Source organism: Mucilaginibacter sp. cycad4 (assembly GCF_034263275.1).
GTDB lineage: Bacteria > Bacteroidota > Bacteroidia > Sphingobacteriales > Sphingobacteriaceae > Mucilaginibacter.
On the sequence record NZ_CP139559.1, the window covers coordinates 5,742,161 to 5,764,550 of the forward strand.

The 22,390-nt window shown below is 44.1% G+C and carries 20 protein-coding genes; 9 read left to right on the top strand and 11 right to left on the bottom strand.

Annotated features, from left to right (window positions below; all coding sequences use genetic code 11):
- Positions 1-148: 148 nt before the first annotated feature.
- The 5 genes from SNE26_RS23505 to SNE26_RS23525 all read right to left on the bottom strand — a co-directional run bounded on the left by SNE26_RS23505 (position 149) and on the right by SNE26_RS23525 (position 5,724).
- Positions 149-769 carry an ABC transporter ATP-binding protein gene (locus SNE26_RS23505; RefSeq protein WP_321556301.1) on the bottom strand — a complete coding sequence of 207 codons (621 nt, stop codon included), beginning with the start codon at positions 767-769 and terminating at the stop codon, positions 149-151.
- 171 nt (positions 770-940) lie between these two features.
- A complete protein-coding gene (gene lpxA, locus SNE26_RS23510; protein ID WP_321556302.1) occupies positions 941-1,726 on the bottom strand; it encodes an acyl-ACP--UDP-N-acetylglucosamine O-acyltransferase in 786 nt (261 codons plus the stop codon).
- Complete coding sequence (locus SNE26_RS23515) at positions 1,723-3,129, bottom strand: bifunctional UDP-3-O-[3-hydroxymyristoyl] N-acetylglucosamine deacetylase/3-hydroxyacyl-ACP dehydratase (RefSeq protein WP_321556303.1); 1,407 nt, start codon at positions 3,127-3,129, stop codon at positions 1,723-1,725. Before SNE26_RS23515 ends, lpxA begins: the two co-directional genes overlap by 4 nt.
- Before the next feature lie 21 nt (positions 3,130-3,150).
- Positions 3,151-4,200 carry a UDP-3-O-(3-hydroxymyristoyl)glucosamine N-acyltransferase gene (gene lpxD / locus SNE26_RS23520; RefSeq protein ID WP_321556304.1) on the bottom strand — a complete coding sequence of 350 codons (1,050 nt, stop codon included), beginning with the start codon at positions 4,198-4,200 and terminating at the stop codon, positions 3,151-3,153.
- Positions 4,201-4,479: 279 nt separating this feature from the next.
- On the bottom strand, positions 4,480-5,724 hold the full coding sequence (locus SNE26_RS23525) for an HD domain-containing protein (protein WP_321560054.1): 1,245 nt from the start codon (positions 5,722-5,724) through the stop codon (positions 4,480-4,482).
- A 279-nt stretch (positions 5,725-6,003) separates the two neighbouring features.
- On the opposite strand from SNE26_RS23525, the gene SNE26_RS23530 reads away from it, so the two are divergent.
- Positions 6,004-7,557 carry a bifunctional response regulator/alkaline phosphatase family protein gene (locus tag SNE26_RS23530; protein WP_321556305.1) on the top strand — a complete coding sequence of 518 codons (1,554 nt, stop codon included), beginning with the start codon at positions 6,004-6,006 and terminating at the stop codon, positions 7,555-7,557.
- A gap of 133 nt (positions 7,558-7,690) precedes the next feature.
- Here SNE26_RS23530 and SNE26_RS23535 read toward each other — a convergent pair whose 3' ends face one another.
- The 3 genes from SNE26_RS23535 to SNE26_RS23545 form a co-directional block, all read right to left on the bottom strand.
- Positions 7,691-8,458 carry an exodeoxyribonuclease III gene (locus tag SNE26_RS23535; RefSeq protein ID WP_321556306.1) on the bottom strand — a complete coding sequence of 256 codons (768 nt, stop codon included), beginning with the start codon at positions 8,456-8,458 and terminating at the stop codon, positions 7,691-7,693.
- Positions 8,459-9,052: 594 nt separating this feature from the next.
- Positions 9,053-10,117 (bottom strand): IS110 family transposase, encoded by a 1,065-nt coding sequence (locus SNE26_RS23540; protein WP_321555889.1) that lies wholly within the window; start codon positions 10,115-10,117, stop codon positions 9,053-9,055.
- A 185-nt stretch (positions 10,118-10,302) separates the two neighbouring features.
- Positions 10,303-11,187 (bottom strand): UbiA family prenyltransferase, encoded by an 885-nt coding sequence (locus SNE26_RS23545; RefSeq protein ID WP_321556307.1) that lies wholly within the window; start codon positions 11,185-11,187, stop codon positions 10,303-10,305.
- 131 nt (positions 11,188-11,318) lie between these two features.
- Between SNE26_RS23545 and SNE26_RS23550 the strand changes: the two genes are divergently transcribed.
- The 8 genes from SNE26_RS23550 to SNE26_RS23585 are packed head-to-tail and all read left to right on the top strand — an operon-like array spanning position 11,319 to position 18,400.
- Positions 11,319-11,846, top strand: coding sequence for a YceI family protein (locus SNE26_RS23550; RefSeq protein WP_321556308.1), 528 nt, complete (start codon positions 11,319-11,321; stop codon positions 11,844-11,846).
- Between the two features lie 20 nt (positions 11,847-11,866).
- Positions 11,867-12,976, top strand: a complete 1,110-nt coding sequence (locus tag SNE26_RS23555) for a type III polyketide synthase (protein WP_321556309.1) — start codon at positions 11,867-11,869, stop codon at positions 12,974-12,976.
- Between the two features lie 3 nt (positions 12,977-12,979).
- Positions 12,980-14,104, top strand: a complete 1,125-nt coding sequence (locus SNE26_RS23560) for an NAD(P)/FAD-dependent oxidoreductase (RefSeq protein WP_321556310.1) — start codon at positions 12,980-12,982, stop codon at positions 14,102-14,104.
- A gap of 19 nt (positions 14,105-14,123) precedes the next feature.
- The gene (locus SNE26_RS23565; protein WP_321556311.1) at positions 14,124-14,822 is read left to right on the top strand and encodes a methyltransferase domain-containing protein; all 699 of its coding nucleotides are present in this window, start codon (positions 14,124-14,126) and stop codon (positions 14,820-14,822) included.
- Between the two features lie 9 nt (positions 14,823-14,831).
- Positions 14,832-15,896: a cell wall metabolism sensor histidine kinase WalK gene (locus SNE26_RS23570; protein ID WP_091169237.1), complete on the top strand. Its 1,065-nt coding sequence runs from the start codon at positions 14,832-14,834 to the stop codon at positions 15,894-15,896.
- Positions 15,897-15,944: 48 nt separating this feature from the next.
- Complete coding sequence (locus tag SNE26_RS23575) at positions 15,945-16,595, top strand: DUF47 domain-containing protein (protein WP_274985938.1); 651 nt, start codon at positions 15,945-15,947, stop codon at positions 16,593-16,595.
- Positions 16,596-16,616: 21 nt separating this feature from the next.
- Complete coding sequence (locus SNE26_RS23580; protein WP_321556312.1) at positions 16,617-17,627, top strand: inorganic phosphate transporter; 1,011 nt, start codon at positions 16,617-16,619, stop codon at positions 17,625-17,627.
- A gap of 35 nt (positions 17,628-17,662) precedes the next feature.
- Positions 17,663-18,400, top strand: a complete 738-nt coding sequence (locus SNE26_RS23585) for a DUF4197 domain-containing protein (protein WP_321556313.1) — start codon at positions 17,663-17,665, stop codon at positions 18,398-18,400.
- Between the two features lie 72 nt (positions 18,401-18,472).
- On the opposite strand, the gene SNE26_RS23590 is transcribed toward SNE26_RS23585, so the two are convergent.
- The 3 genes from SNE26_RS23590 to SNE26_RS23600 all read right to left on the bottom strand — a co-directional run bounded on the left by SNE26_RS23590 (position 18,473) and on the right by SNE26_RS23600 (position 22,217).
- Positions 18,473-19,846: a carboxypeptidase-like regulatory domain-containing protein gene (locus SNE26_RS23590; protein WP_321556314.1), complete on the bottom strand. Its 1,374-nt coding sequence runs from the start codon at positions 19,844-19,846 to the stop codon at positions 18,473-18,475.
- A gap of 16 nt (positions 19,847-19,862) precedes the next feature.
- Complete coding sequence (locus SNE26_RS23595; RefSeq protein WP_321556315.1) at positions 19,863-20,432, bottom strand: sigma-70 family RNA polymerase sigma factor; 570 nt, start codon at positions 20,430-20,432, stop codon at positions 19,863-19,865.
- A gap of 219 nt (positions 20,433-20,651) precedes the next feature.
- Positions 20,652-22,217, bottom strand: a complete 1,566-nt coding sequence (locus SNE26_RS23600) for a M20/M25/M40 family metallo-hydrolase (protein WP_321556316.1) — start codon at positions 22,215-22,217, stop codon at positions 20,652-20,654.
- Positions 22,218-22,390 lie beyond the last annotated feature (173 nt).

Genomic DNA, 22,390 nt, shown 5'->3' on the forward strand with positions numbered 1-22,390 from the left:
ATAAAATAGATATAAGATTTCCTGATAGAAATACTATATCTATAAACGTCATTGCGAGGCACGAAGCAATCCCAAACTATACAGGGCCGACCTGCTAATCGGGGATTGCTTCGTGCCTCGCAATGACGCCTTTTCTATATGTTTGGTCCTAAACTTTATAATCCACAATACTCAGCCTGTGATTGCAAAAACCATACTCATGCTCCTGATTGGAGCATACTATGGTAAGCCGGCCTTCGGCGAATTGTTGTACGAGGCTCAAGTACCAGTCGACACCCTGCGTATCCAGGTTGGAGGTTGGTTCATCCAGCATGAGCATGGGGGTATCGGCGCAAAAAGCAAGAGCAAGTTTGAGGCGCTGTTTCATGCCCGACGAAAAGTATTTAATAAGCTTGTTGGCACTTTTAGGCAGATTGAGCAGATCGATCAGCTGGGCTTTATCCATCCCCGGTTTAAAGCTCTTGAATTTGAAATGAAAATCAATCATCTCGCTCATCGTAAACTCTTCTATCAGTTCAAGATAGGGGGCAGCAAGGCTTAAATGAGTAAAAACGGTATCTATTTCAACCGGATTGCCATCGTTAACAAATTCAATTTTACCTGTTGAGGGCGAGAGGCTCCCGTTTAAAACCTGCAGTAAGGTTGATTTCCCGGAACCATTGGGGCCCAGGATAGCATATGATTCGCCGGAAGTAAAGGTATAATCCACGCCCCTGAAAATCCAGTCGCGGTTAAAGCGGCGGCCGATGTTTTGAAGGGTGATGATCATAAATAGCTTATGGTTGATGGTTCATAGTTCATGGCCGAAGAACCTGATTTGTAGCTTATAGTTGATGGTTCATAGTTCATGGCCGGTGAACCTGATTTATAGCTTATGGTTCATGCAATAGAAACAGACAAGCACCCGGCTATGAACCATGAACTATAACCCATCAACCATTTAGGTATTCCCAAACCCTTTCATGATACCACGTTGCGAGTTTTGCAGGAAGTTGATGATCTCATCGCGTTCTACACTTGGGGTAAACTCGGCCTCAATGATATCAAGCGCTTTGGTTACGTTATATTTTTTAAGGAATATGATCCTGTAAATCTCCTGGATTTCGGCTATAGTAGCAGCAGAGAACCCCCTGCGGCGTAAGCCTACCGAGTTGATACCCACGTATGATAATGGCTCACGGCCTGCCTTGGTGAACGGAGGAACGTCTTTACGTACCAGTGAACCGCCAGAGATCATACTATGCGCACCAATTTCAACAAACTGGTGTACGGCCGATGAGCCGCCGATGAATGCGTAATCATAAACCGTTATGTGGCCCGCCAGCTGAACAGCATTGGCAACAATCACATTATCGCCGATAACACAATCATGCGCTACATGCACATAAGCCATCAGCAAACAGTTGCTGCCGATGGTGGTGGTGTTTTTATCAAGCGCGGTACCGCGGTTTAGCGTAACGCACTCACGTATGGTGGTGTTATCGCCTATAGATACAGTGCTTTGCTCGCCTTTATATTTCAAATCCTGCGGCGGTGCAGATACCACGGCGCCCGGGAAAATCCGGCAGTTTTTACCTATGCGGGCACCATCCATAATTACGGAGTTGGAGCCGATCCAGGTACCTTCGCCAATTTCAACATCCTTATGGATGGTAACGAAAGGTTCAATTACCACGTTATCGGCAATTTTTGCCTGTGGATGTATGTATGCTAATGGCTGGATCATGCTTCAGATTCTTTTACTTTTACAATTTGAGCCATCAGTTCGGCCTCAACAACAACACGGTCGCCCACCATACCTATACCTTTCATGGTAGCTATGCCACGGCGGATGGGGGCAATAAGGTCGCAGATATAAATAATGGTATCGCCGGGAACTACCTTGCTTTTAAAGCGGGCGTTCTCAATTTTAAGGAACAGGGTAAGATAATTTTGCGGGTCCGGAACCGTGTTTAACACCAGGATGCCTCCTGTTTGCACCATGCCTTCAATCTGCAATACGCCGGGGAAGATTGGCGCACCCGGGAAGTGGCCCTTAAAAAATTCCTCGTTAATGGTTACGTTTTTGCACCCTACAACATGACTTTTGGTAAGCTCCAGGATCTTGTCGATCATCAGGAAAGGTTGACGATGGGGCAGCATGCCCATGATATCAACCGTGTCAAAAAGCGGCTTGGCATTCAGGTCGTAAGTTTTTACCTGTTTGCGGCTTTTCTCTTTCTTAATTAAAGCTTTGATCTTTTTAGCAAAGGCAACATTGGCAGCGTGGCCAGGCCTTGCTGCCATGATATGCCCTTTAAGCGGCACACCAACCAGCGCTAAATCGCCTATCATATCCAGCAGCTTGTGGCGTGCCGGCTCATTTTGATGGCGAAGTTCAATGTTATTTAAAATGCCCTGCGGCGCAACGCTGATATCCTTGCGGTTAAACAGCTTGGCCAGGTGATTAAGTTCTTCTTCATCAACATCCTTATCAACAACCACGATGGCATTGTTCAGGTCGCCGCCTTTAATGAGGTCATGTTTTAGCAACATTTCCAGCTCATGCAAAAAGCAGAAGGTACGGCATGAAGCAATTTCCTTTTTAAACTCGCCAATGGTTGAGATACTGGCATGCTGGCTGCCCAGCACCTGCGAGTTATAGTCGACCATACAGGTAAAACGATAGTCATCTAGCGGCATGGCAACCATTTCAACCTTACGCTCAGGTTCAGAGTAATGAATATTATAGGGAATATGATAGTACTCACGATCGGCATCCTGCTCAACAAGCCCGGTTTCGGTTATAACGTCAACAAACTGTATCGAGCTGCCATCCATAATTGGCGTTTCAGGCCCATCAAGATCAATCAGCAGGTTATCAACTTCCAACCCAACCAAAGCGGCCAGTACGTGCTCAACAGTATTTACCGTAGCACCGTTCTGGCTGATAGATGTTCCGCGTGAGGTATCGCTTACGTTATCAACATCGGCATCAATAATTGGCGCACCGGGAATATCAACCCTCCTGAATTTATAACCGTGGTTTTCAGGAGCGGGATTAAAGGTCATTGTAACGCTTTGTCCGGTGTGCAAGCCTGTTCCTGATACCGAAACCGGCGCTTTAATAGTTCTTTGTTTAACGTTCATATTTATAATTACCGGCCGGCGCTATGCGTTTGCGCCGCCTTTACGTAGTTCTTCAATCAATTTTTCAAGCTCGTATACCTTGCGGTCAAGCTCGGGTAGGCTACGCAACTTTGCGTGGGCACGAAGGTAGTCTTTATATGGCATATTTGGCGAACCGCCCCATACCTTACCCTCTTCTGTAATAGAACGGTTTATGCCTGTTTGCGCCGAAAACTGTGACCCGTTGGCTATATTGAGGTGACCGGCGAAACCAACCTGGCCGCCAATCACAACCCTTGCGCCTATTTTGGTGCTCCCAGAAATTCCCGCCTGGCCTGCAATAACTGTATGTGCGCCAACTTCAACATTATGGGCAATCTGCACCAGGTTATCGATCTTAGCACCTTTGCGGATAATGGTCGATCCCATGGTGGCCCTGTCAATAGTAGTATTTGAACCCACTTCAACATCATCCTCCAATATTACGTTACCAATTTGTGCAATTTTGGTGTAGGTACCATCAGGGTTAGGTGCAAAGCCAAAGCCATCGCTGCCTATTACAGCACCGGAATGCACTATCACATTATTCCCGATAACACAATCAAAGTAAACCGTAGCTCCTGCAAACAGGGTTACATTATTGCCCAGGCTTACATTGTCGCCAACATTAACGTTGGGATAGATCTTACAATTATCACCGATTGTTACATTTTGGCCGATGTAGGCAAAAGCGCCGATATAAACGCCCGAACCTACCTGCGCTGTGGGGTGGATAAAGCTGGGTTGTTCAATTCCTTTTTTATCCAGCCTGAAGGTGTTGTATTTATTAAGCAGGACAGTGAACGCGCTGTAGGCGTTTTCAACCCTGATGAGCGTAGCCTTTACCGGGCCCGTTAACTGCTGATCATTATTAACGATAACAATTGAAGCGTTGGTGGTATACAGAAACTGCTCATACTTGGGGTTGGCCAAAAAAGAAAGACTGCCGGCACCGGCTTCCTCTATCTTGGCAAGCTGACTAACAGTTGCTGAAGGATCGCCCTCAACAGTTCCGTTGAGCAGTAAACTTATATCATGAGCGGTAAATTGCATCGGGCAAATTTAAATGTTAAAATTGAAGCAACAAATTATTAATGAGTTATGAACACGCGTTAAAAAGTTTTGACTGTCAAAGCGTTTCATTTTCACTATTTCTTCATTTGTCGCAAGTGTGTACCTGGTTTGTTTTAAATTTTGTTTAAACCATTTTTATGTAGAGACGCATCACATGCGTCTTCCGCAGGACAAGCCTACTTTTCAAGGTGCTTAGCTTCCTTAATTTGCACGTAGCAGACGCATTACATGCATCTGCTACGTCACTGGCGGTCAACCTTAAACGGCTTCCTGATTCAATAACTCCTTATTATAACACAATATGTGTTTCTTAACCGTTTTAGCCAAAGCTACCAGGTTTGAGTTATCACTGGCGGCAGCAATATCCTTTACCGCGCCGTTCTTCATCAATATGCAAATGTTACCATCGTTCTGGTTGTATGCATTATTGCGGATGGAGGTGGTAAATACAAAGTAAGCCGCGGCATCTTCATAACTAATACCATACTTTTCCATCGCCTTTTGGCGGAGGCTTTCAACAAAAGCTTCATCGGGGCATTCATTGGTGATATCAACCCTGAAAAGGCTGCGTTGTACCAGGTTTTTGCAAAGTTGTGAAAGCACCAGGTCGGGATGATAGGCCCACACTTTTACTGATGCCATAATATCGGTATCATCCAAACAGGCAAAAGTTTCCAGGTGACGGTCTTCGTTCATGAAAGCATCCCGGCTGATGCGGTTCTTTAAAAAATGCAGCAGGGCCGGGGTGGCAAACAATTCTTCGCCCTGTGAAATCAGCTCGCGGCCACGCCTGAAGATCTTGGTCAATACCTCTTCGCCCGCTATTACTGTTTTATGCAGATAAACCTGCCAGTACATGAGGCGGCGGGCTATCAAAAATTTTTCTATCGAGTAAATACCTTTTTCGTCAACAACTACATGATCGTCTTTAACATTGAGCATTTTAATGATCCGTTCTGAGCTGATCACCCCTTCAGATACTCCGGTGAAGAAACTGTCGCGGTTAAGGTAATCCAGCCTGTCCATATCCAGCTGACTGGATACCAGCTGGTGCAGGAACTTACGCGGATAGGTGTCATTAAAAATATCGATGGCCATGCTAAGCTTACCCTCAAACCGGGCATTAAGCTTATTCATCAGCAATGATGAAATATCCTCATGTGCTATGCCGTCAATAATGGTGTTTTCCAGGGCGTGCGAAAACGGCCCGTGGCCTATATCATGCAGTAAAATAGCAATGGTAACGGCTTCTTCCTCTTCGGCAGAAATTTGATGGCCTTTGTTTCGGAGGGTTTCAAGTGCTGTATCCATCAGGTACATGGCACCCAAAGCGTGATGAAAACGGGTATGCAAAGCGCCGGGATATACCAGGTGGGTCATGCCCAACTGTTTGATATAACGCAACCGCTGAAAGTATGGATGGGATATAAGGTCAAAGATCAGTTCGGTAGGGATACTGATAAAACCATAAACGGGGTCGTTAATTATTTTCTTTTTATTCAATGTTGCTTCTAATAATTGCAAAAATGTAAAACAAAGGTAAAATAAGCGCGTCAGGTTTGTTAAATTTTGTTAATACCTTTACTGAATAACAACAAAAGCATCTATTTGGGGTTTACAATCTGAATCAGAATTGTCTGAATCAAAATTTACAGAGTTTTAGAATTTGCAGAATGCCGGGGCAAAAAACCGATATTTGAACAGCGTTTAACCTTATACTGAATCATTCTGAAAATTTTCAAATCCTGAAAATTCTGATTCAGAAACTTTAATATACATACTATGCAAGACACCACCATTTTATGGGCCGATGACGAAATTGACCTGCTAAGACCACATATACTTTTCCTGGGCGAAAAGGGCTATAAAGTAACCACTGTTACCAATGGCTACGACGCTGTCGACTCGTTTAAGAGCAATTATTTCGACCTGGTTTTCCTGGATGAGAACATGCCCGGCCTTACCGGCCTGGAAACGCTGCAGCAGATTAAGAACATCAACAATGATGTACCCATTGTGCTGATCACCAAAAATGAGGAAGAGTACCTGATGGAAGATGCCATCGGGTCGAAGATAGACGACTACCTGATTAAGCCGGTACACCCTAAGCAAATCCTGCTTACTATAAAAAAACTGACCGAAAACAAGCGCCTCGTTACCGAAAAAACCACCATGGCCTACCAGATGGATTTCCGGACGCTGGGCATGACACTTAACGAAAACCTGAGCCACCAGGAATGGGTTGATGTTTACAAAAAATTGATCTACTGGGAGCTTGAGCTCGAAAAGCTGGAAGATGCCGGTATGCACGAGATCCTGACGCTGCAAAAGGCCGAAGCCAATATGCAGTTTTGCAAGTTTGTGGAGCGCAACTATTTGAACTGGATCAAAAACCCCGACCTGGCGCCAACTTCATCGCCGCAATTATTTAAAAAGAAGGTATTCCCTAAGCTGGATGGCAAAGGCCCCTTGTTTTTCATTTTGATCGACAACCTGCGGTATGATCAGTTCAAGATCATCAACCCTATTATCTCCGAATATTTCAGACTGGAGGAAGAAGACACCTATTATAGTATCCTGCCAACAGCAACACAATATGCCCGTAACTCCATTTTTTCGGGGCTGATGCCTTTGGATATGGAACGCCGTTACCCTTCTATGTGGCAAAACGACGAGGATGAAGGCGGTAAGAATTTATACGAAGCCGACTTTTTAGCTGATCATCTGAAGCGTGTGCTGCGCAAGGATTGCAAACACTCATACCACAAGATCCTGAACATTGACGAGGGCCGTGCACTGAACGAGTCGGTTAACAACCTCATGAACAATGAGCTTAATGTGGTGGTGTATAACTTTGTGGATATGCTGTCGCATGCCCGTACGGATATGCAGATGATCCGCGAGCTGGCAAGTGACGATGCTGCTTACCGTTCATTAACCCTGTCGTGGTTTGAGCACTCACCACTGTTTGATCTGTTGAAATTCTTAGCTCAAAAACAGGTACGGGTAGTGATCACTACCGATCACGGAACCATCCGCGTAAAAAATCCGAGCAAAATTGTAGGCGACAGGAATACAAACACCAACCTGCGTTATAAACAAGGCAAAAACCTTAACTATAATGCCAAAGAGGTTTTCCACATCCGCAACCCGCATGATGCCATGCTGCCAAGGCTGCACATTAGCTCAAGCTTTGTTTTTGCCAAGGAAGACAGCTATTTTGTATACCCGAACAACTACAATCATTTTGTTAACTTTTATAATGAAACCTTCCAGCACGGAGGGATCTCGTTAGAAGAAATGATAGTGCCGGTGGTTACCTACGGGCCTAAATAGGAAAGAAACGCTTTAAAAAGCCCTATACACGCGTCATTGCGAGGTACGAAGCAATCCCAAACTATACAGGCGGACCTGCTAATCGAGGATTGCTTCGTACCTCGCAATGACGATTTTTTTTCAATAAAACGGCTTAAAACTCCAGCTCCAGCAATACAGGGCAATGATCAGAGTGCTTAGCCTCGGGCAATATCGCAGCGCGACGGATCTTATCTTCGAGCGGGGTGCTGGCCATAGTATAATCGATACGCCAGCCCAAATTTTTACCACGGGAGCCGGCACGGAAACTCCACCAGGTGTAATTATGCGGTTCTTTGTTCAGGTGGCGGAAGGTATCTATAAATCCGCCTTCAATAAAGTTCTCCATCCATTCGCGTTCCTCCGGTAAAAAGCCCGATGAATTGGCGTTTGATTTGGGGTTATGGATATCTATAGGGCGGTGACAAATGTTATAATCGCCGCAAACCACCAGGTTAGGGTGTTCTACTTTAAGCAGGGTAAGGTACTTGCCAAACTCATCTAAAAAACGGTATTTAAAAACCTGCCGGTCATCACCGCTTGAGCCTGATGGGAAATAAACACTCATCACAGATACCTCGTCGAAATCAACACGGATGCAGCGGCCTTCACGGTCAAAATCGGGGATACCGCAGCCGTATTCAATATGTTTGGGCAATATTTTGGTAAAAATGGCGGTGCCGCTATAGCCCTTCTTTTCGGCCGGGAACCAATAGTGTTGATATCCCATCTGATCTACTAAACCCAGATCGGTCAGTACATCGGGTGTTGCTTTAATTTCCTGCAAACAAACAACATCAGCATCAGTAGCCTGCAGCCAGGCCAGCCAACCTTTATTTATTGCCGAACGGATGCCGTTAACGTTATATGTAATTATTTTCATGTGGGATTTCGGACGTTCAATTTCGGATTTACCTGCGATTTTCAGATTACGAAACTACAACAAAATTGTCATTTCGACTGAGCAGGGAGGGCCTGAGCGCTGGGGCGAGTGAGAAATCTCCTATGATGAAAATAATCTAAAGCAAGGCTGATATTCCAGAATTGGGTTAATAGATTTTTTATAAAGTTATAATTTATAAATAATTAAGCAAAGCGTTGCCATGTTTTCTTAACTTTCCTTTGCAGATCAGAAGAGGAAACAGGCTCTGCTGAGGAGCAACCTGCCAGCAATATGATCCGCCGAATTAGATAAAAGAAGTCTCTGTAACAGGAGACTTTTTTATTGTCTATCTTTTTCGCCCATGGCTAAGAAAACCTTCACCGACTTTTAGTGATGTTAATGCATCGATAAACAACAATCAATCTCCTATAAGCGGACACCATAACGGGCCGCAGCATCGCGTTTAAATTATTAGATAAAATGATAACCGTAGTCTTATACAAGCAGACACCTCAAAAGGGCTGCGGATTTCTCATTCCGGTTTATCATCAGATAACAAAACAGATTGTTTTATCCTGCATTATTAGTTCTATATTATTGCACTACAGCTATTACATACGGAGCCTCGTTCTTCATCACATAACGGATCCGGTTGAGGATTTTTTTAGCTATCCTGATGATGGCATTATTCTTTTTCATCCGCTTGCAATAATCGTTAAATGCCATTGTCATAGCCGGATCGGTACGTATAGCTGTCCAACTGGCTTCAATAAGTTTTTCCCTGAGCTGGTGATTGGCCCTTCTGGTCAGGCCTGATACTTTTTCCTTGTCCCCGGTACTGTGAGTATTTGGCACAAGGCCAACATAATCGCATAAAGCGTCAAGTGATTTAAACCGGTTAACATCTCCCACCTCTGTTACAAACCATAAAGCGGTGATCTCACCCACGCCTGGAATTGTCCGGATCAGGGTTATTCTTTTCTTATACCGTTCCTGTTTGGACAGGATGCGAACTTGCCTGGTTGCAGCCAGCACCATATCCCGGGCCTGCTGGTAGCCCTGTAGCTTCAGGTCAAGTGCTGTCCTCGCCGATGGATTCAGTGACAGTTCTTTAAGCCAACGGGTAAAAACATTAGACCAATACCGGCTCTCTGATTCACCGAATGTTATCCCCTGGAAGTTAAGCCATCCCCGGATCCTGTTTTTATAACGCGTCTGGTCTTTTACCATCTGATTATAAGTGCGGATGATATCCCTGTCATCCTGTTGTTCAATGCCGGGAATAAAAATACCAGTGAGCTGACCTTTACTCAAGGCCTGACCCAATTTCCGGCAATCTACAAGGTCTGATTTGCGTTGCTTTTCCTTGCCTGTAGTCGGAACATCAGCCGGGTTAACCACGATGCAGTTAATCCCCGCCTCGTTAAATTTCCGCTGATGGAAGAAACCACAAAAGCCTGCCTCGTAAACAACATGATAATCCGCTAAAGGGTAATTGCGCTTCAGGTAAGCACTTAATTCTTCTGCCGATGGATTTTGCGAAAACGTCTTCAGTTCCATCTGCTCACTCCGGATATTCACCTTCCATGACTTTTTATGAACATCTATGCCTGCAAAAATCTTTTGTCCGCTAAAATCTAATTGTGTAACTTGTTTCATGAGTTCTTGATTTAAAGTGTTTGTTCTTAGTTTTCACTTTAATCTACAACCTTTTTTTCAAGAACTCTTCTTTAACTAATTCATGCATACGATCTTATACAAGCGACAGATCGGCGGCCTGCAAGTCCGCAGGCAGGGCGTACAAGATTTCTCCTCGTTCCTCGTCGAAATGACAATTTTGGGGTTCAACTAAACACCGCCAGCACACCAAAATAAATCAGCATACAACCCGAACTAATGAAATTCATACGCATAGCGTTTTTAAAATTAGCATTGGTTGTTGATTGCCCCACTTTATAAAACCAATAATTGAAGAAGAAAAATATCGGGGAAGCGCATACCAGGAAAAAGTAAAAGTTAAGCATCATGCCGGCCAGGTGCCAGTACCAGTAGGAAAGGGCTATCCCTGTGGCAAACAGCACACTTGAAAATATAAAAGAGCCTTTGTAACCCAAGATAATGCTCAGCGTTTTATCGCCGCGTCTGCCATCTTCTTCATGCTGATAAACCTGGGTTAGCGGGTATGAAGCCCCGATCAAACAGGAACTGATAGCCCCCGGAATAATCAGTCCCAAATCCCAATGACCAAACAGACTCGTTCCTGTTAGCGCGGTGTAAGTGGTATAATAAATAAAACATCCCTGGAAAATAAACACCGTTAAAAAACTGATGATGGGGTATTTTTTTAAGCGGGTAGCCGGATGACTGTACAGCTTTGACATAATGCCATAAATAAGCACCGCGAAGGCAAATTCCCAGCTAATGATAAAGCCGAGCAAAAAGGCAATCGCTTCCAGCAAAATAGAAAAATAATACAGGCTGATATCTACCTCAGGCGGTTTGGCTAACAGGGCAATACTATCCTCATCCTTATCAAAGTAACTGTTGTAGCCGTTGCTGGCAGGGAAAGCGAGAAAATGCCAGATGAAAAATACGAGCAAGGCTGTTGATGTTTTTACCGCATCGGCCTGGCTAAAAGCAAACAGGTACACTGGCAGCAAAAAAACAGAAAAAACAAACCGCAAATGTGCCAATGCCGACCGGGTAGGGATAAATTGTTTCAATTTCATTGTTGCTGTTTGTTGGTAAATACTCTCAAAAGCAACGTATAGTTGCCCCGGTAACGTTATAAACTTACAACCTTTAATGTAAAAAATTGTACCGCATAAATTATTATGTTTGGAAACAACGTTAATGTAACATGATAAAGAAAATTTATATAGCAGCACTTTTAATTTTCGCGGCAACAGCCGGCTTCGCGCAAACGGTAACCAAATCAGATATCAGCTTTAAGATCAAAAACCTCGGCTTTAATGTGGCTGGTACCTTCAGTGGCTTACAGGCCGATATCAGGTTTAAACCCAACGATTTGGCAGGTAGCTCTATTGAGGCATCCGTTGCTTCAAGTACGGTGAACAGCGATAACGAAAGCCGCGATAACCATCTTAAAAGTGAGGATTATTTTGATGTAGCTAAGTATCCGAAAATCACGATGAAATCTGTTTCATTTAAACGTAAAAGCGGGAGCAACTATACCGGCAATTTTAACGTAACTATTAGAGATAAAACAAAGTTGATTGAAATACCTTTTACGTATACCGAATCAGGTAACGCGGCTCAACTGAAAGGAAGCTTCATGATATTGCGGACAGATTTTGGCATCGGCGGCAAAAATTTGATCCTTTCAAATGAGGCCAACGTTTTGGTTGAGGCGGAGATCAGCAAATAAAACCGGTTTAATTATTTTTAATGGAGAGTTGCATCAGTGCTATCGGGATAGCAAATCCCGTCAATCGTATTGCCCAACAGGATATTTACCATTTTATGGCTAATGCCTTTGGTTTGGATGCAACGAATGCCGCGCGGCTAAAAGGAATTTATGACCATTCGGGAATTGACTACCGCTATTCGGTAATCCCTGATTTTGGCTACCGTGACCCTGCCGATTTTACTTTTTTTGAACAATCGGCCGGGCTCGAACCATTCCCTGATACGCAAAAACGTTTAAAACTCTACGAAAAGGAAGCCATTGCTATAGCGGTAGATGCAGCCAGAAACTGTCTCCAAAATTTTGGCGATGACATTACCGGGAGTATCACACACCTGGTAACCATCAGCTGCACCGGCATGCACGCACCAGGCATTGATATAGAACTGGTCGACAGGTTACAGCTAAACTGCGATACCGAACGCACCTGCATTAACTTTATGGGTTGTTACGGCGCTATAAACGGCCTCAAAGTGGCCGACTATATTTGCCGGGCCGATGCCGATGCTAAAGTGCTTGTAGTAAGCGTGGAACTTTGTACCCTGCACTTTCAAAAAGTGAATACGCTGGATAACTGGGTTGCTAATTCGCTATTTTCAGATGGTGCTGCTGCTGTTCTCGTCGAAAATACGGCCAACCGTTTAGGTAGTGGCAAATACTTTTCGCTTAAAAATTTCTATTCAGAATTTGTTGCCGAAGCCCGCAATGAGATGGGCTGGTATGTGGGCAATACCGGCTTTGAAATGAAGCTTACCTCCAAAGTATCCAAACAAATTAAAAAACATATCAAAGCCCTTACCCGGCGGTTTTTACAAAAGGCCAAAACTGAATTAGATGATATTACAGCGTATGCCGTTCATCCCGGCGGGCGTACTATTTTAGAAGCTGTTGAAGATGCTTTGGAACTTCCCGAAGAAAGCAACGCCTTTGCTTACCAGGTTTTGCAGGAATACGGCAACATGTCGTCGGCCACAATCTTATTTGTACTGGATAAGATGCTGAAAGCGGGTAATTTGGTTGATAAAAAAATATTGAGTTTTGCCTTCGGTCCGGGCTTAACCGTTGAGGGGATGATACTTGAAATGCACTAAGCCATGAGCGATGTAATAGTAATTGGCGGGGGTCTGGCCGGATTATTCAACGCCATATTGCTCAACCGCGCCGGGTTGAAGGTTACAGTTATCGAAAAAAAGACCTACCCCATGCACCGCGTTTGCGGCGAGTATATCTCTAACGAGGTTATCCCCTTTCTTTCATCTCTTGATATTGATCTTAACCAGCTCAATGTTGCCCGGATCAACCGGTTGGAAGTAACCGCAGCTTCCGGAACCAAACTTTCGCAAAAGCTTGACCTGGGCGGCTTTGGCCTAAGCAGGTTCACCTTTGATAATTTCCTATACCAAAAAGCCCTTGCCGAAGGGGTTAAGGTTTTGGTCGGTACCCGGGTAGAGGATATCCAATTTGCCAGAGAACAGTTTGAGGTGATAACTCCCGGCGAAACATTAACCGCCCCGCTGGCTATCGGCTCGTTCGGCAAACGTTCCAATCTCGATCAGAAACTTAAACGACCGTTCTTTTATAAAAGGAGCCCTTATCTTGCCGTAAAATTCCATTTGCAGATGGATTTCCCGCAAGATTTGATCCAGCTTAATAATTATAAAAACGGCTATTGCGGTGTAAGTAAAACTGATGGCGACAGGTATTGCATGTGCTATATGGCCCATCGCGATGACCTTCGTAAATATGGATCGCTGCAAGCTTTGGAAGAGAATGTGATCCGCAAGAACCCTTACCTTGATGAGATTTTTCGTAATGCTAAATTTTTACTGGATAAACCGGAAGTGATCAATGAAATCTCCTTTGAGAAAAAAGCACCTGTAGATAACCATATCCTCATGAGCGGGGACACCGCCGGGATGATAGCCCCGCTTTGCGGCAACGGAATGACCATGGCCATCCATTCGGCCAAAATTCTTTCCGAAAAAATTATCACACACTATAAACCTGGCAGCTTTACTTTTGAAAAGCGGAATAACCTTGAACAGGATTATACTCAAAGCTGGAATAAGCAATTTGCGCAAAGGCTTTGGGTTGGCAGACAGTTGCAGCGCTTGTTTGGCAATGATAACATGACAGCCCTTACTTTAAATACGCTCAATCACCTGCCGTCGGTGGCCCAATACCTGATAAGTAAAACCCACGGCCAACCATTTGCATAGTTCAAGCGTATTGTATTATATGCCCGATTTAAGTTACCGTGCGGATACCCCGGAGATCATGGATGATTTTGATCTGCCACCAGTCGAAATAAACCCCGTGCTTGAAGGTTTGGGAAAAATGAACGCACTGTTTGGTGGTCATAAACACATTCTCAGCTCCTTAAAAAAGCTTCCCATTCAGAATGGTTATTCCATAAGCGATTGGGGCTGCGGAGGAGGAGATACACTGATTGCTATTGCCAAATGGGCAAAAGGTCAACAAATGCATCTTACTTTAAATGGAGTTGATGCAGCGCCGGCAGCGGTTAACTATGCCCGGCAACAGGCCATGGATTATAGCAATATTAATTTTACCCAAAGTGATGTTATTGACCAGGCATACCTCATTAAACCGGCTGATGTGATCATTTGCAGCCTGTTCACCCACCATTTTGATGATGAACGCTGGGTTAAGCTTATTCAAAATATGCAGGCCTCGGCACAAAAAGGAATTATCATTACCGACCTGCATCGTCACTGGCTTTTATACCATGCCATAGTGTTTATAACCCATGTTTTTACCCGTAATGCTATGGCGCAAAATGATGGACCACTTTCGGTTAAGCGGGGTTTTAAAAGACACGAATTGTTAGCTTTATTAAAAAAGGCACAAATTGATAACTTTAAATTAACATGGCGCTGGCCATTCAGATGGGAGTTAATCATCTATAAATCGTAGCTTTACGCTATGAATTTGCGTGTACTGGTTTTAACAACCTCACTTGGCGTGGCAATTACGCTCTCGGCAGTTAACTTTTATTTTCAGCATAAATGGTACGATGTAATGGTTACTTTTTCGGTAGCCCTTGGAGTAAGTTACTTCGTTTTTTACTACCTCATCGAAAAATACATCTACTCCCGTATTAAGCTAATTTATAAACTGATCCATAACCTGAAATTGGGCCGCGACCTCAGGGACGCTCTTGGCGAACATGTAAGCGCCAATCCTATTGCCGATGTGGAGCAGGAAGTAAAAGAATGGGCCAAGCAAAAAAAGACCGAGATAGACGAACTCCGCAAACAGGAAAAATTTCGCCGCGATTTTTTATCCAATATCTCGCATGAGTTTAAAACCCCGTTATTTGCTATACAAGGCTATATAGAGGCCTTACAGGATGATGATTTTGACGATAAAGAAATGGCCCGCCAGTTTTTGGAAAAAGCTTCAAAAAATGTTGACCGGCTAAGCTACCTGATCAAAGACCTTGATGAAATTTCCAAACTTGAATCGGGCGAGATGCCTATCAATTACACCAAATTCAAGATCAACGACCTGATCAAGGAGGTTTTTGAATCATTAGAGATCAAGGGCAAGCAATACCACATCAAACTTATATTTAAGCAAAAATATGATGAGCCTATTGTGGTTAATGCCGACAGGGAAAAAATAAGACAGGTGCTCGTGAACCTGATAGATAACTCGTTTAAGTACGGTAAAGAAGAGGGCAGCACCTCGGTAAGCCTTTTTGTACTGCACGACCAGGTTTTGGTTGAAGTTACCGATGATGGCATAGGCATTGAAGAAAAGTTTTTGCCAAGGTTGTTTGAGCGTTTTTTCCGTACAGACAGCAGCCGTTCAAGGCAAATCGGCGGCTCCGGGTTGGGGTTGGCCATTGTTAAGCATATTATTGAAGCCCACCAGCAAACTATCAATGTGCGCAGTACCGAAGGGCTGGGCTCAACCTTTGGTTTTACATTGGCAAGGGCTAAGCAAACTATTCCTTTTCCGAATTTACCCGTGCTAAAAAGTTAACAATAATTTAACATACTAACTGTACCTTTACACCAATTTCAAATCACTATGTCGCTAAACAGTATATTCCAGTATTTTGTACCCAAGGATAAAAAAATATTTTTCCCGCTGTTTGAACAAGCCGCGGCCAATGTTGTAGCCATGGCAACAATACTGGTTGAGGCAGTTAACTCAAATAACCCTGCAACCCGCGAGGATTTATATAAACAGATTGACAAGCTTGAAAACAAAGGCGACGAATATACTCACCAGATTTACCTGGAGCTTGGCAAAAACTTCATCACGCCTTTTGATCGTGAAGATATTCATGCCCTTGCAACAGCTATTGATGATGTGGCTGATTATATCCAGGGTGCGGCAAACCGCATGAGCCTGTACAGGATAGATGATTTGAATGAGCATATCCGTAAACTATCTGACCTGATACTGCAGGCCAGTATTGATTTGGAAAAAGCTGTAAAAGAATTGAAAGACCTTAGGAATGTGCGCAATATAGCCGATTCATGCATTAGGATAAACAGTGTTGAAAACCAGGCTGATTATGTTTTTGACCGCGCTGTAGCCGACTTGTTTCTGTATGAGAAAGATGCTATCCGCCTGATTAAATACAAAGAAATATTAGCCGCCCTTGAAACCGCTACCGATATGTGCGAAGACGCAGCTAACGTTATGGAGTCAATCTTAGTTAAAAACGCTTAAGTAAATCTTATCCCCAGCTAAATGGTTACTTCCCTACTTGTAGTTATTGTTGTACTCGCCCTGTTGTTTGATTACACCAATGGCTTTCATGATGCCGCAAACTCTATAGCTACCATTGTATCTACCAAAGTATTGACACCGTTTCAGGCAGTGTTAATGGCTGCGGTATTCAACTTTGCAGCTTACTTTTTTATAAAAGATCATAAGGTGGCCAATACTGTATCTAAAATCGTATTGGAGCATTATGTTACCCTGCACGTGATCCTGGCTGGTTTAGTAGCCGCCATCACCTGGAACCTGTTTACATGGTGGTTCGGCATCCCTTCAAGCTCGTCGCATACCCTTATAGGGGGCTTTGCCGGTGCCGGTATGACCAACGCACTTTACATGGGTGCTAACGCCCTGCATGCTGTTGAAATGCAATACGTGCTTAAAATCATTGCTTATATCGTATTAGCCCCATTTATTGGTTTAATTATAGCTTATGTTGTAACCATATTAATACTACACCTGTGCAAAGCTGCAAGGCCGGCCACCGCCGAACGCTGGTTTAAACGTATGCAGCTGGTTTCATCCGCCGCATTAAGTTTTGCCCACGGCGGTAACGATGCGCAAAAGGTAATGGGTATTCTATATGTAACCCTCATTGCTGCAAAGGTGATAAAGCCCGGTTCGGTAATGCCGGAGTGGATCCCTTTAGCTTGTTACTCTGCTATTGCCGCAGGCACCATGTCGGGCGGTTGGAAAATTGTTAAAACCATGGGCTCAAAAATAACCAAGGTAACCCCGCTTGAAGGCGTAAGCGCCGAAACTGCGGGCGCTATTACGTTATTTATTACCGAGCGTTTTGGCATCCCGGTTTCAACAACGCATACTATTACCGGTTCAATTATCGGCGTAGGTTTAACCAAACGTGTATCGGCCGTACGCTGGGGCGTAACCATTAACCTGGTTTGGGCATGGATCATTACCATCCCTATTTCGGCCCTGATAGCCGCCGGTGTATTTGCATTGTTACATTTCTTTGCATAAACAAACCGGCAGTAATTTTGTTAGCTTTACTTACTATGAAAACAAGACTACTTATTATCCCCGCTTTAATAGCTTTTATTACATTAACCAGTTGCGATACGCTCAACCAGGTAGCCAACGCCACCATTCAAAACCAGGGAACACCAACATCGCTTGAAATTGGCAACGGTTTAAAACAGGCCCTTGAAATAGGCACCGGTAAAAGCTCAGATCAATTATCGGCACTTAATGGTTTTTTTGGCAATGCCGCTATCAAGATCCTTTTCCCGCCCGAAGCTCAAAAAGCCGAGAAAACTTTGCGCGGACTTGGCTTAAACAGCCTTTGCGATAACGTGATCCTTTCGCTTAACCGCGCAGCCGAAGACGCTGCAAAGCAAGCAAAGCCTATTTTTGTTGATGCTATTAAGCAAATGACCCTGCAGGATGTTACCAATATTTTATTGGGCAGCCAGGATGCGGCAACACAATACTTTAAACGTACTACTACTGCAAAATTAAGCCTGCAATTCAAACCTGTTATCCAGGGAAGCTTAAACAAGGTGAATGCTACCAAATACTATACTGATGCAGCCCAGGCTTACAATAAAGTTCCGTTTGTATCAAAGCTTAATCCCGATATCAGCGATTATGTAACTCAAAAAGCCATCGACGGCTTGTTTGTAGAGATAGCTAAAGAAGAGCTTAACATTCGTCAAAATCTTGGTGCGCGTACAACGCCTTTATTGCAAAAAGTATTCGCTTTTGCTGATAAGAAGAAAACTACCGGACAATAAGTAAAAAAGAAAAAGATCTAAAAAAGGCTGTGTTGGGTAAAACCGATACAGCCTTTTTTACTGACTTTATTTCTACTTTTGGAATTTCACCTTTACAGTAACAACCTCGGGTTTGTTGTTAGTACTGCCAACCCACGAGGGTCCATTTTTAATAAGCTCGATAGCTTTTTGATCGGCCGCCTCGTTCAGGCCTTTTTTAATGTTGAACTCGTCGGTTATACCACTCGGAAATACAGTAAAGGTTACAGTCACCGTACCGGCGGTACCATCAGGCAGTACAGCATTAGTTTGTAAATATTTTTTCAGACTGCCCCAGCCCAGTTGCGGATGTGCCGCCGTGACACTTACCTCACTGTTGTCATCGTCTCTTTTCGGGCTACTTACCACCACCTCACTAAGTGCATGTGAATCTGGCTTAAGTGCAACTTTAACGCTGTCGCCGCGCGTGGCGCTAATCTGTCGTGGTTCATAGCCAATATAAACCACATCAAGCGTGGCTTTATCGCCTGGCGAACTTAGCGCAAATTTGCCGTTTACATCTGTTACCGTGCTCCGGTTGGTACCTTTGATCCTGATTGCCGCGCCAATTAAAGGCGAACCGTCATCCCTCGAAATAATGGTGCCGGCAATGTATAATGATTGTGCAGCTGCTTTACTGCCGCCAAAAACAGTTACTGGTGAAGATGTAACACCGTCAACCTTTCCGGGCAATTTAAATTGCAGTGGGGTTTTTGATTTAGCTACGGTAGTATTCGCTCTTAACGCTATCACATCCGAGCTTACCGTGTCTTTTTTGGCAATTGGTGCTGTGTATCCTGCTACTATTCGTTCACTTAAATTGCCTTCTTCTTTCAAAACAACTTTATCTTTAGCAACAGGGGGCGGAGCTGCCGGCTCTGCTAAAGTAGTGCTGCCCACAGGAGGCGCAACCTCATTTGAAGCCGTTTTGTTGTCGGCAGCCGAGATTTCCTGCTGATAGAGGGCATCCGCCGACTGCTTTATTCTTCGGGATTTTTTAGTTACAGCAATTGAAGGCGCCTGCACTGTTCCAGGCTGATTTGTATTTGCTTTTTTAACCGTATCCGCCGTTTTAATGGTATCGGCAGCGGCAGCCAGAGGCGGCGTGGAATTTCTGTTTTCTGCAACATTATTGCTCTGCAATTCGGGTTTAGACGTCTTGTTAAGATAAAGCCCACCTAAACTTAATGCAATTAGAACCGAAGCCGCAATTGGCCAAACAGTCCATGGTATAACACGGCCTTTATTTTCTCCTGTACGTTGCTGTAGCCTCGCTGTAAGGTCGCCAAGGTTTAATTGCTGACTTGTCCCCATGTTTTCATATCCTTCCAATGCATCCATCAAAAAAGGGTCGTTTAATGCCTCCATCTCCAGTTTATGCATAGCGCGGGCATCAAGCTCTCCGTTGAGATACTTCTGTATTTGCAATATATTTGCCTTTTTACTATGCACTGTTCCGTTCGAGGCAAATTTTCAAATTCCTCTTACCGTTCTGGATATAACTTTTTACCTCATTTAAAGTATACCCTGTTATCCCGGCAATTTCTTTATAACACTTCTCTTTTAAATAAAACAGGTCGATACTTTGTTTTTGTCCGCCGGTTAACCCTGCTATGCAGTGTTCCAAAGCTTTCAAAGCCTCTTCCCTGTTATTATCATCAGGATGCAAAAAGGAGGTAAATTCCACAACTTCATCTAAATTAACCAACTCCATCTTTTTACCGCTCCGTAGCTGCATCAAGCAATAATTACGCCCAAGTACATAAACCCAACTCCTGAACTGGTTAATCTCATGCTTTTTAACCTTATCAACCAGTTCCTCAAAAATGCCCATTACCGCGTCTTTAGCCAGTTCCTCATCCTTCAGATATTTAAGGCAAACGCCATAAACAAGGGGCATATATCTTTCATATAAGCTGCCCAAAACTGTTAGGTTACCGCTTGCGCGATAATCACTAAGTAGTTCTTCGTCTGTTGATTTCCCTGGTTTTTGGGGTTTTATAAATAGGCTCATTAAACATACAAAATTAATTTATTAAAATGGTTTATGGAAATTAACTGCCTGCAGACCGCTCTATTTAAGGAAAATAAGCGAATAACAAAGTGTTTTTCACACGTATTGGTTCAAACTATGGGTACACTAAGTCCAGGCTGGATGAACAATAATATAAAGAGAAAACAAAAAAAGCGATGCCGGGGAGCATCGCTTTCTACTATAAATATCGTAACAGTTTTACCTTGCCGGTTGTGGCTTTGGTAACTCCTTGCGCGGAATCATTTCGGCGCGTTGTGCTGTATGGTAAACAAATGAAGCAACAATTGTAGCGGCTTGTTTCAGATCGTCTTCAATAAGGCGGTCATAAGTGTCCTGATTACTGTGGTGGGTGCGTGAACCGTAATCAATGGCATCCTGGATAAACTGGAAGCCCGGAATGCCCACCGCGTCAAATGAAAGGTGATCGGTACCACCGGTGTTGCGGATGGTAAGCGTGGTAGCCCCAAGATCTTTAAAAGGTTCAAGCCAGGCTTTAAAGATAGGTGCTGCTGCCGAATCGCCCTGCAAATATATTCCGCGGATTTTGCCTGTGCCATTATCCAGGTTGTAATAGGCCGAAAGCTTTGCCTGTTCGGGCTTAAGTTCCATTGTTTTAGGATCGCCAAAATGATTGGCTACATATCCGCGCGAACCAAATAAGCCCTGCTCTTCCGAACTCCATAAGGCGATGCGAATGGTGCGCTTGGGTTTAAAGTTAATCGCTTTTAAAATACGCATGGCCTCCAGCATTACTGCGCTGCCTGCTGCATTATCGGTAGCACCGGTAGCGGCATGCCATGAATCAAGGTGGCCGCCAAGCATTACTACCTGGTCTTTCAGTTTTTTATCCGTTCCGGGAATTTCAGCAACTACGTCATAACCCTGCAGGTCGTCGGTAATGAATTGGGTTTTGATATCGGCTTCCAGTTGTACTGGCTGGCCGCCTTTTATAAGGCGTAAAATGCGCTGGTAATCTTCGCTGCTTGTTTCAAGTTCGGGAGCTACCGCCCTGGCGGTATCGGCATATGAAGCACCATTGGTAGTAAATACCGTACCATCGGTACCACGGCCCTGGCTTAATACCAGCCCGGCTTTTTCGTCAACTAAAAATTGGCTTAGTGCCGCCCTGAAAGCGCGTAGCTTACGGAATGCAGCCATTTGAGCTGCGTTTGGGTCAACAGCGTTCCTGCGCGGGCCGGCGGGCGTAGCTTTCGCATTGGCCATTTCGGTAAGTTCCTCATCAGTATAACGGGCGGCATCCACTTTCCAGGTACGTTCTGCAGGGGCTTTGGTATCAAATATTACGATCTTGCCGGCCAGCTTACCTTTGTATTGCTCAAGCTCGGCTGCCGAATCGGCTTTGATCATCATTACTTGGCCTTTGATCAAGCCATTTGTGCCCGGTGTCCATGCTTTAGGGATGGCGATAATAGCGTGATAGTAGGGAACCATGATAGCTGCATAGTTTTTTTGAACTTCCCAGCCTTTGCCAAATTTACCCCAGGCTTCCAATTTAGAGTTGGCCATGCCCCAGGTTTTAAGCTGATTAACAGCCCAGTTTTGAGCGCGCTTTAAGCCGGGAGAGTTGGCAAGCCTTGGCCCCGAAACATCTGTAAGGTAAAAAGCCGTTTCCATTACTTTTGAATGGTTGAGGCCTTCTTCCCTGATTTTTTGAACCATTGCAGCATCAACAGGTTCCTGCGCAAATGCGGGTACTGCGATACCCGCCGTGATTAAACACGAAAAGAGTAGTTTTAATTTCATATACAATAAATTATAAGATCAGTTAGTAACAAACCTATTTATTATAAATTAAAATTGAGTATATATTGTGTTAACAAAGTTGTTACATGGGGTTGAATTGTTAAGGATAACTGGCCGGAGTTACATTGCATGTGGAAATGCTGTATATAGTCTTTGCAATCGTACAGCCCCGG

What these genes read in the sequence shown, in the direction of transcription:
- SNE26_RS23515 (WP_321556303.1), bottom strand. Translation starts at nt 3,129, where the DNA reads ATGAACGTTAAACAAAGAACTATTAAAGCGCCGGTTTCGGTATCAGGA.
- lpxD (WP_321556304.1), bottom strand. Translation starts at nt 4,200, where the DNA reads ATGCAATTTACCGCTCATGATATAAGTTTACTGCTCAACGGAACTGTT.
- SNE26_RS23570 (WP_091169237.1), top strand. Translation starts at nt 14,832, where the DNA reads ATGAATTTGCGTGTACTGGTTTTAACAACCTCACTTGGCGTGGCAATT.
- SNE26_RS23555 (WP_321556309.1), top strand. Translation starts at nt 11,867, where the DNA reads ATGGAGAGTTGCATCAGTGCTATCGGGATAGCAAATCCCGTCAATCGT.
- SNE26_RS23535 (WP_321556306.1), bottom strand. Translation starts at nt 8,458, where the DNA reads ATGAAAATAATTACATATAACGTTAACGGCATCCGTTCGGCAATAAAT.
- SNE26_RS23540 (WP_321555889.1), bottom strand. Translation starts at nt 10,117, where the DNA reads ATGAAACAAGTTACACAATTAGATTTTAGCGGACAAAAGATTTTTGCA.
- SNE26_RS23585 (WP_321556313.1), top strand. Translation starts at nt 17,663, where the DNA reads ATGAAAACAAGACTACTTATTATCCCCGCTTTAATAGCTTTTATTACA.
- SNE26_RS23595 (WP_321556315.1), bottom strand. Translation starts at nt 20,432, where the DNA reads ATGAGCCTATTTATAAAACCCCAAAAACCAGGGAAATCAACAGACGAA.
- SNE26_RS23565 (WP_321556311.1), top strand. Translation starts at nt 14,124, where the DNA reads ATGCCCGATTTAAGTTACCGTGCGGATACCCCGGAGATCATGGATGAT.
- SNE26_RS23545 (WP_321556307.1), bottom strand. Translation starts at nt 11,187, where the DNA reads ATGAAATTGAAACAATTTATCCCTACCCGGTCGGCATTGGCACATTTG.
- SNE26_RS23580 (WP_321556312.1), top strand. Translation starts at nt 16,617, where the DNA reads ATGGTTACTTCCCTACTTGTAGTTATTGTTGTACTCGCCCTGTTGTTT.
- SNE26_RS23505 (WP_321556301.1), bottom strand. Translation starts at nt 769, where the DNA reads ATGATCATCACCCTTCAAAACATCGGCCGCCGCTTTAACCGCGACTGG.
- SNE26_RS23575 (WP_274985938.1), top strand. Translation starts at nt 15,945, where the DNA reads ATGTCGCTAAACAGTATATTCCAGTATTTTGTACCCAAGGATAAAAAA.
- SNE26_RS23550 (WP_321556308.1), top strand. Translation starts at nt 11,319, where the DNA reads ATGATAAAGAAAATTTATATAGCAGCACTTTTAATTTTCGCGGCAACA.
- lpxA (WP_321556302.1), bottom strand. Translation starts at nt 1,726, where the DNA reads ATGATCCAGCCATTAGCATACATACATCCACAGGCAAAAATTGCCGAT.
- SNE26_RS23530 (WP_321556305.1), top strand. Translation starts at nt 6,004, where the DNA reads ATGCAAGACACCACCATTTTATGGGCCGATGACGAAATTGACCTGCTA.
- SNE26_RS23600 (WP_321556316.1), bottom strand. Translation starts at nt 22,217, where the DNA reads ATGAAATTAAAACTACTCTTTTCGTGTTTAATCACGGCGGGTATCGCA.
- SNE26_RS23560 (WP_321556310.1), top strand. Translation starts at nt 12,980, where the DNA reads ATGAGCGATGTAATAGTAATTGGCGGGGGTCTGGCCGGATTATTCAAC.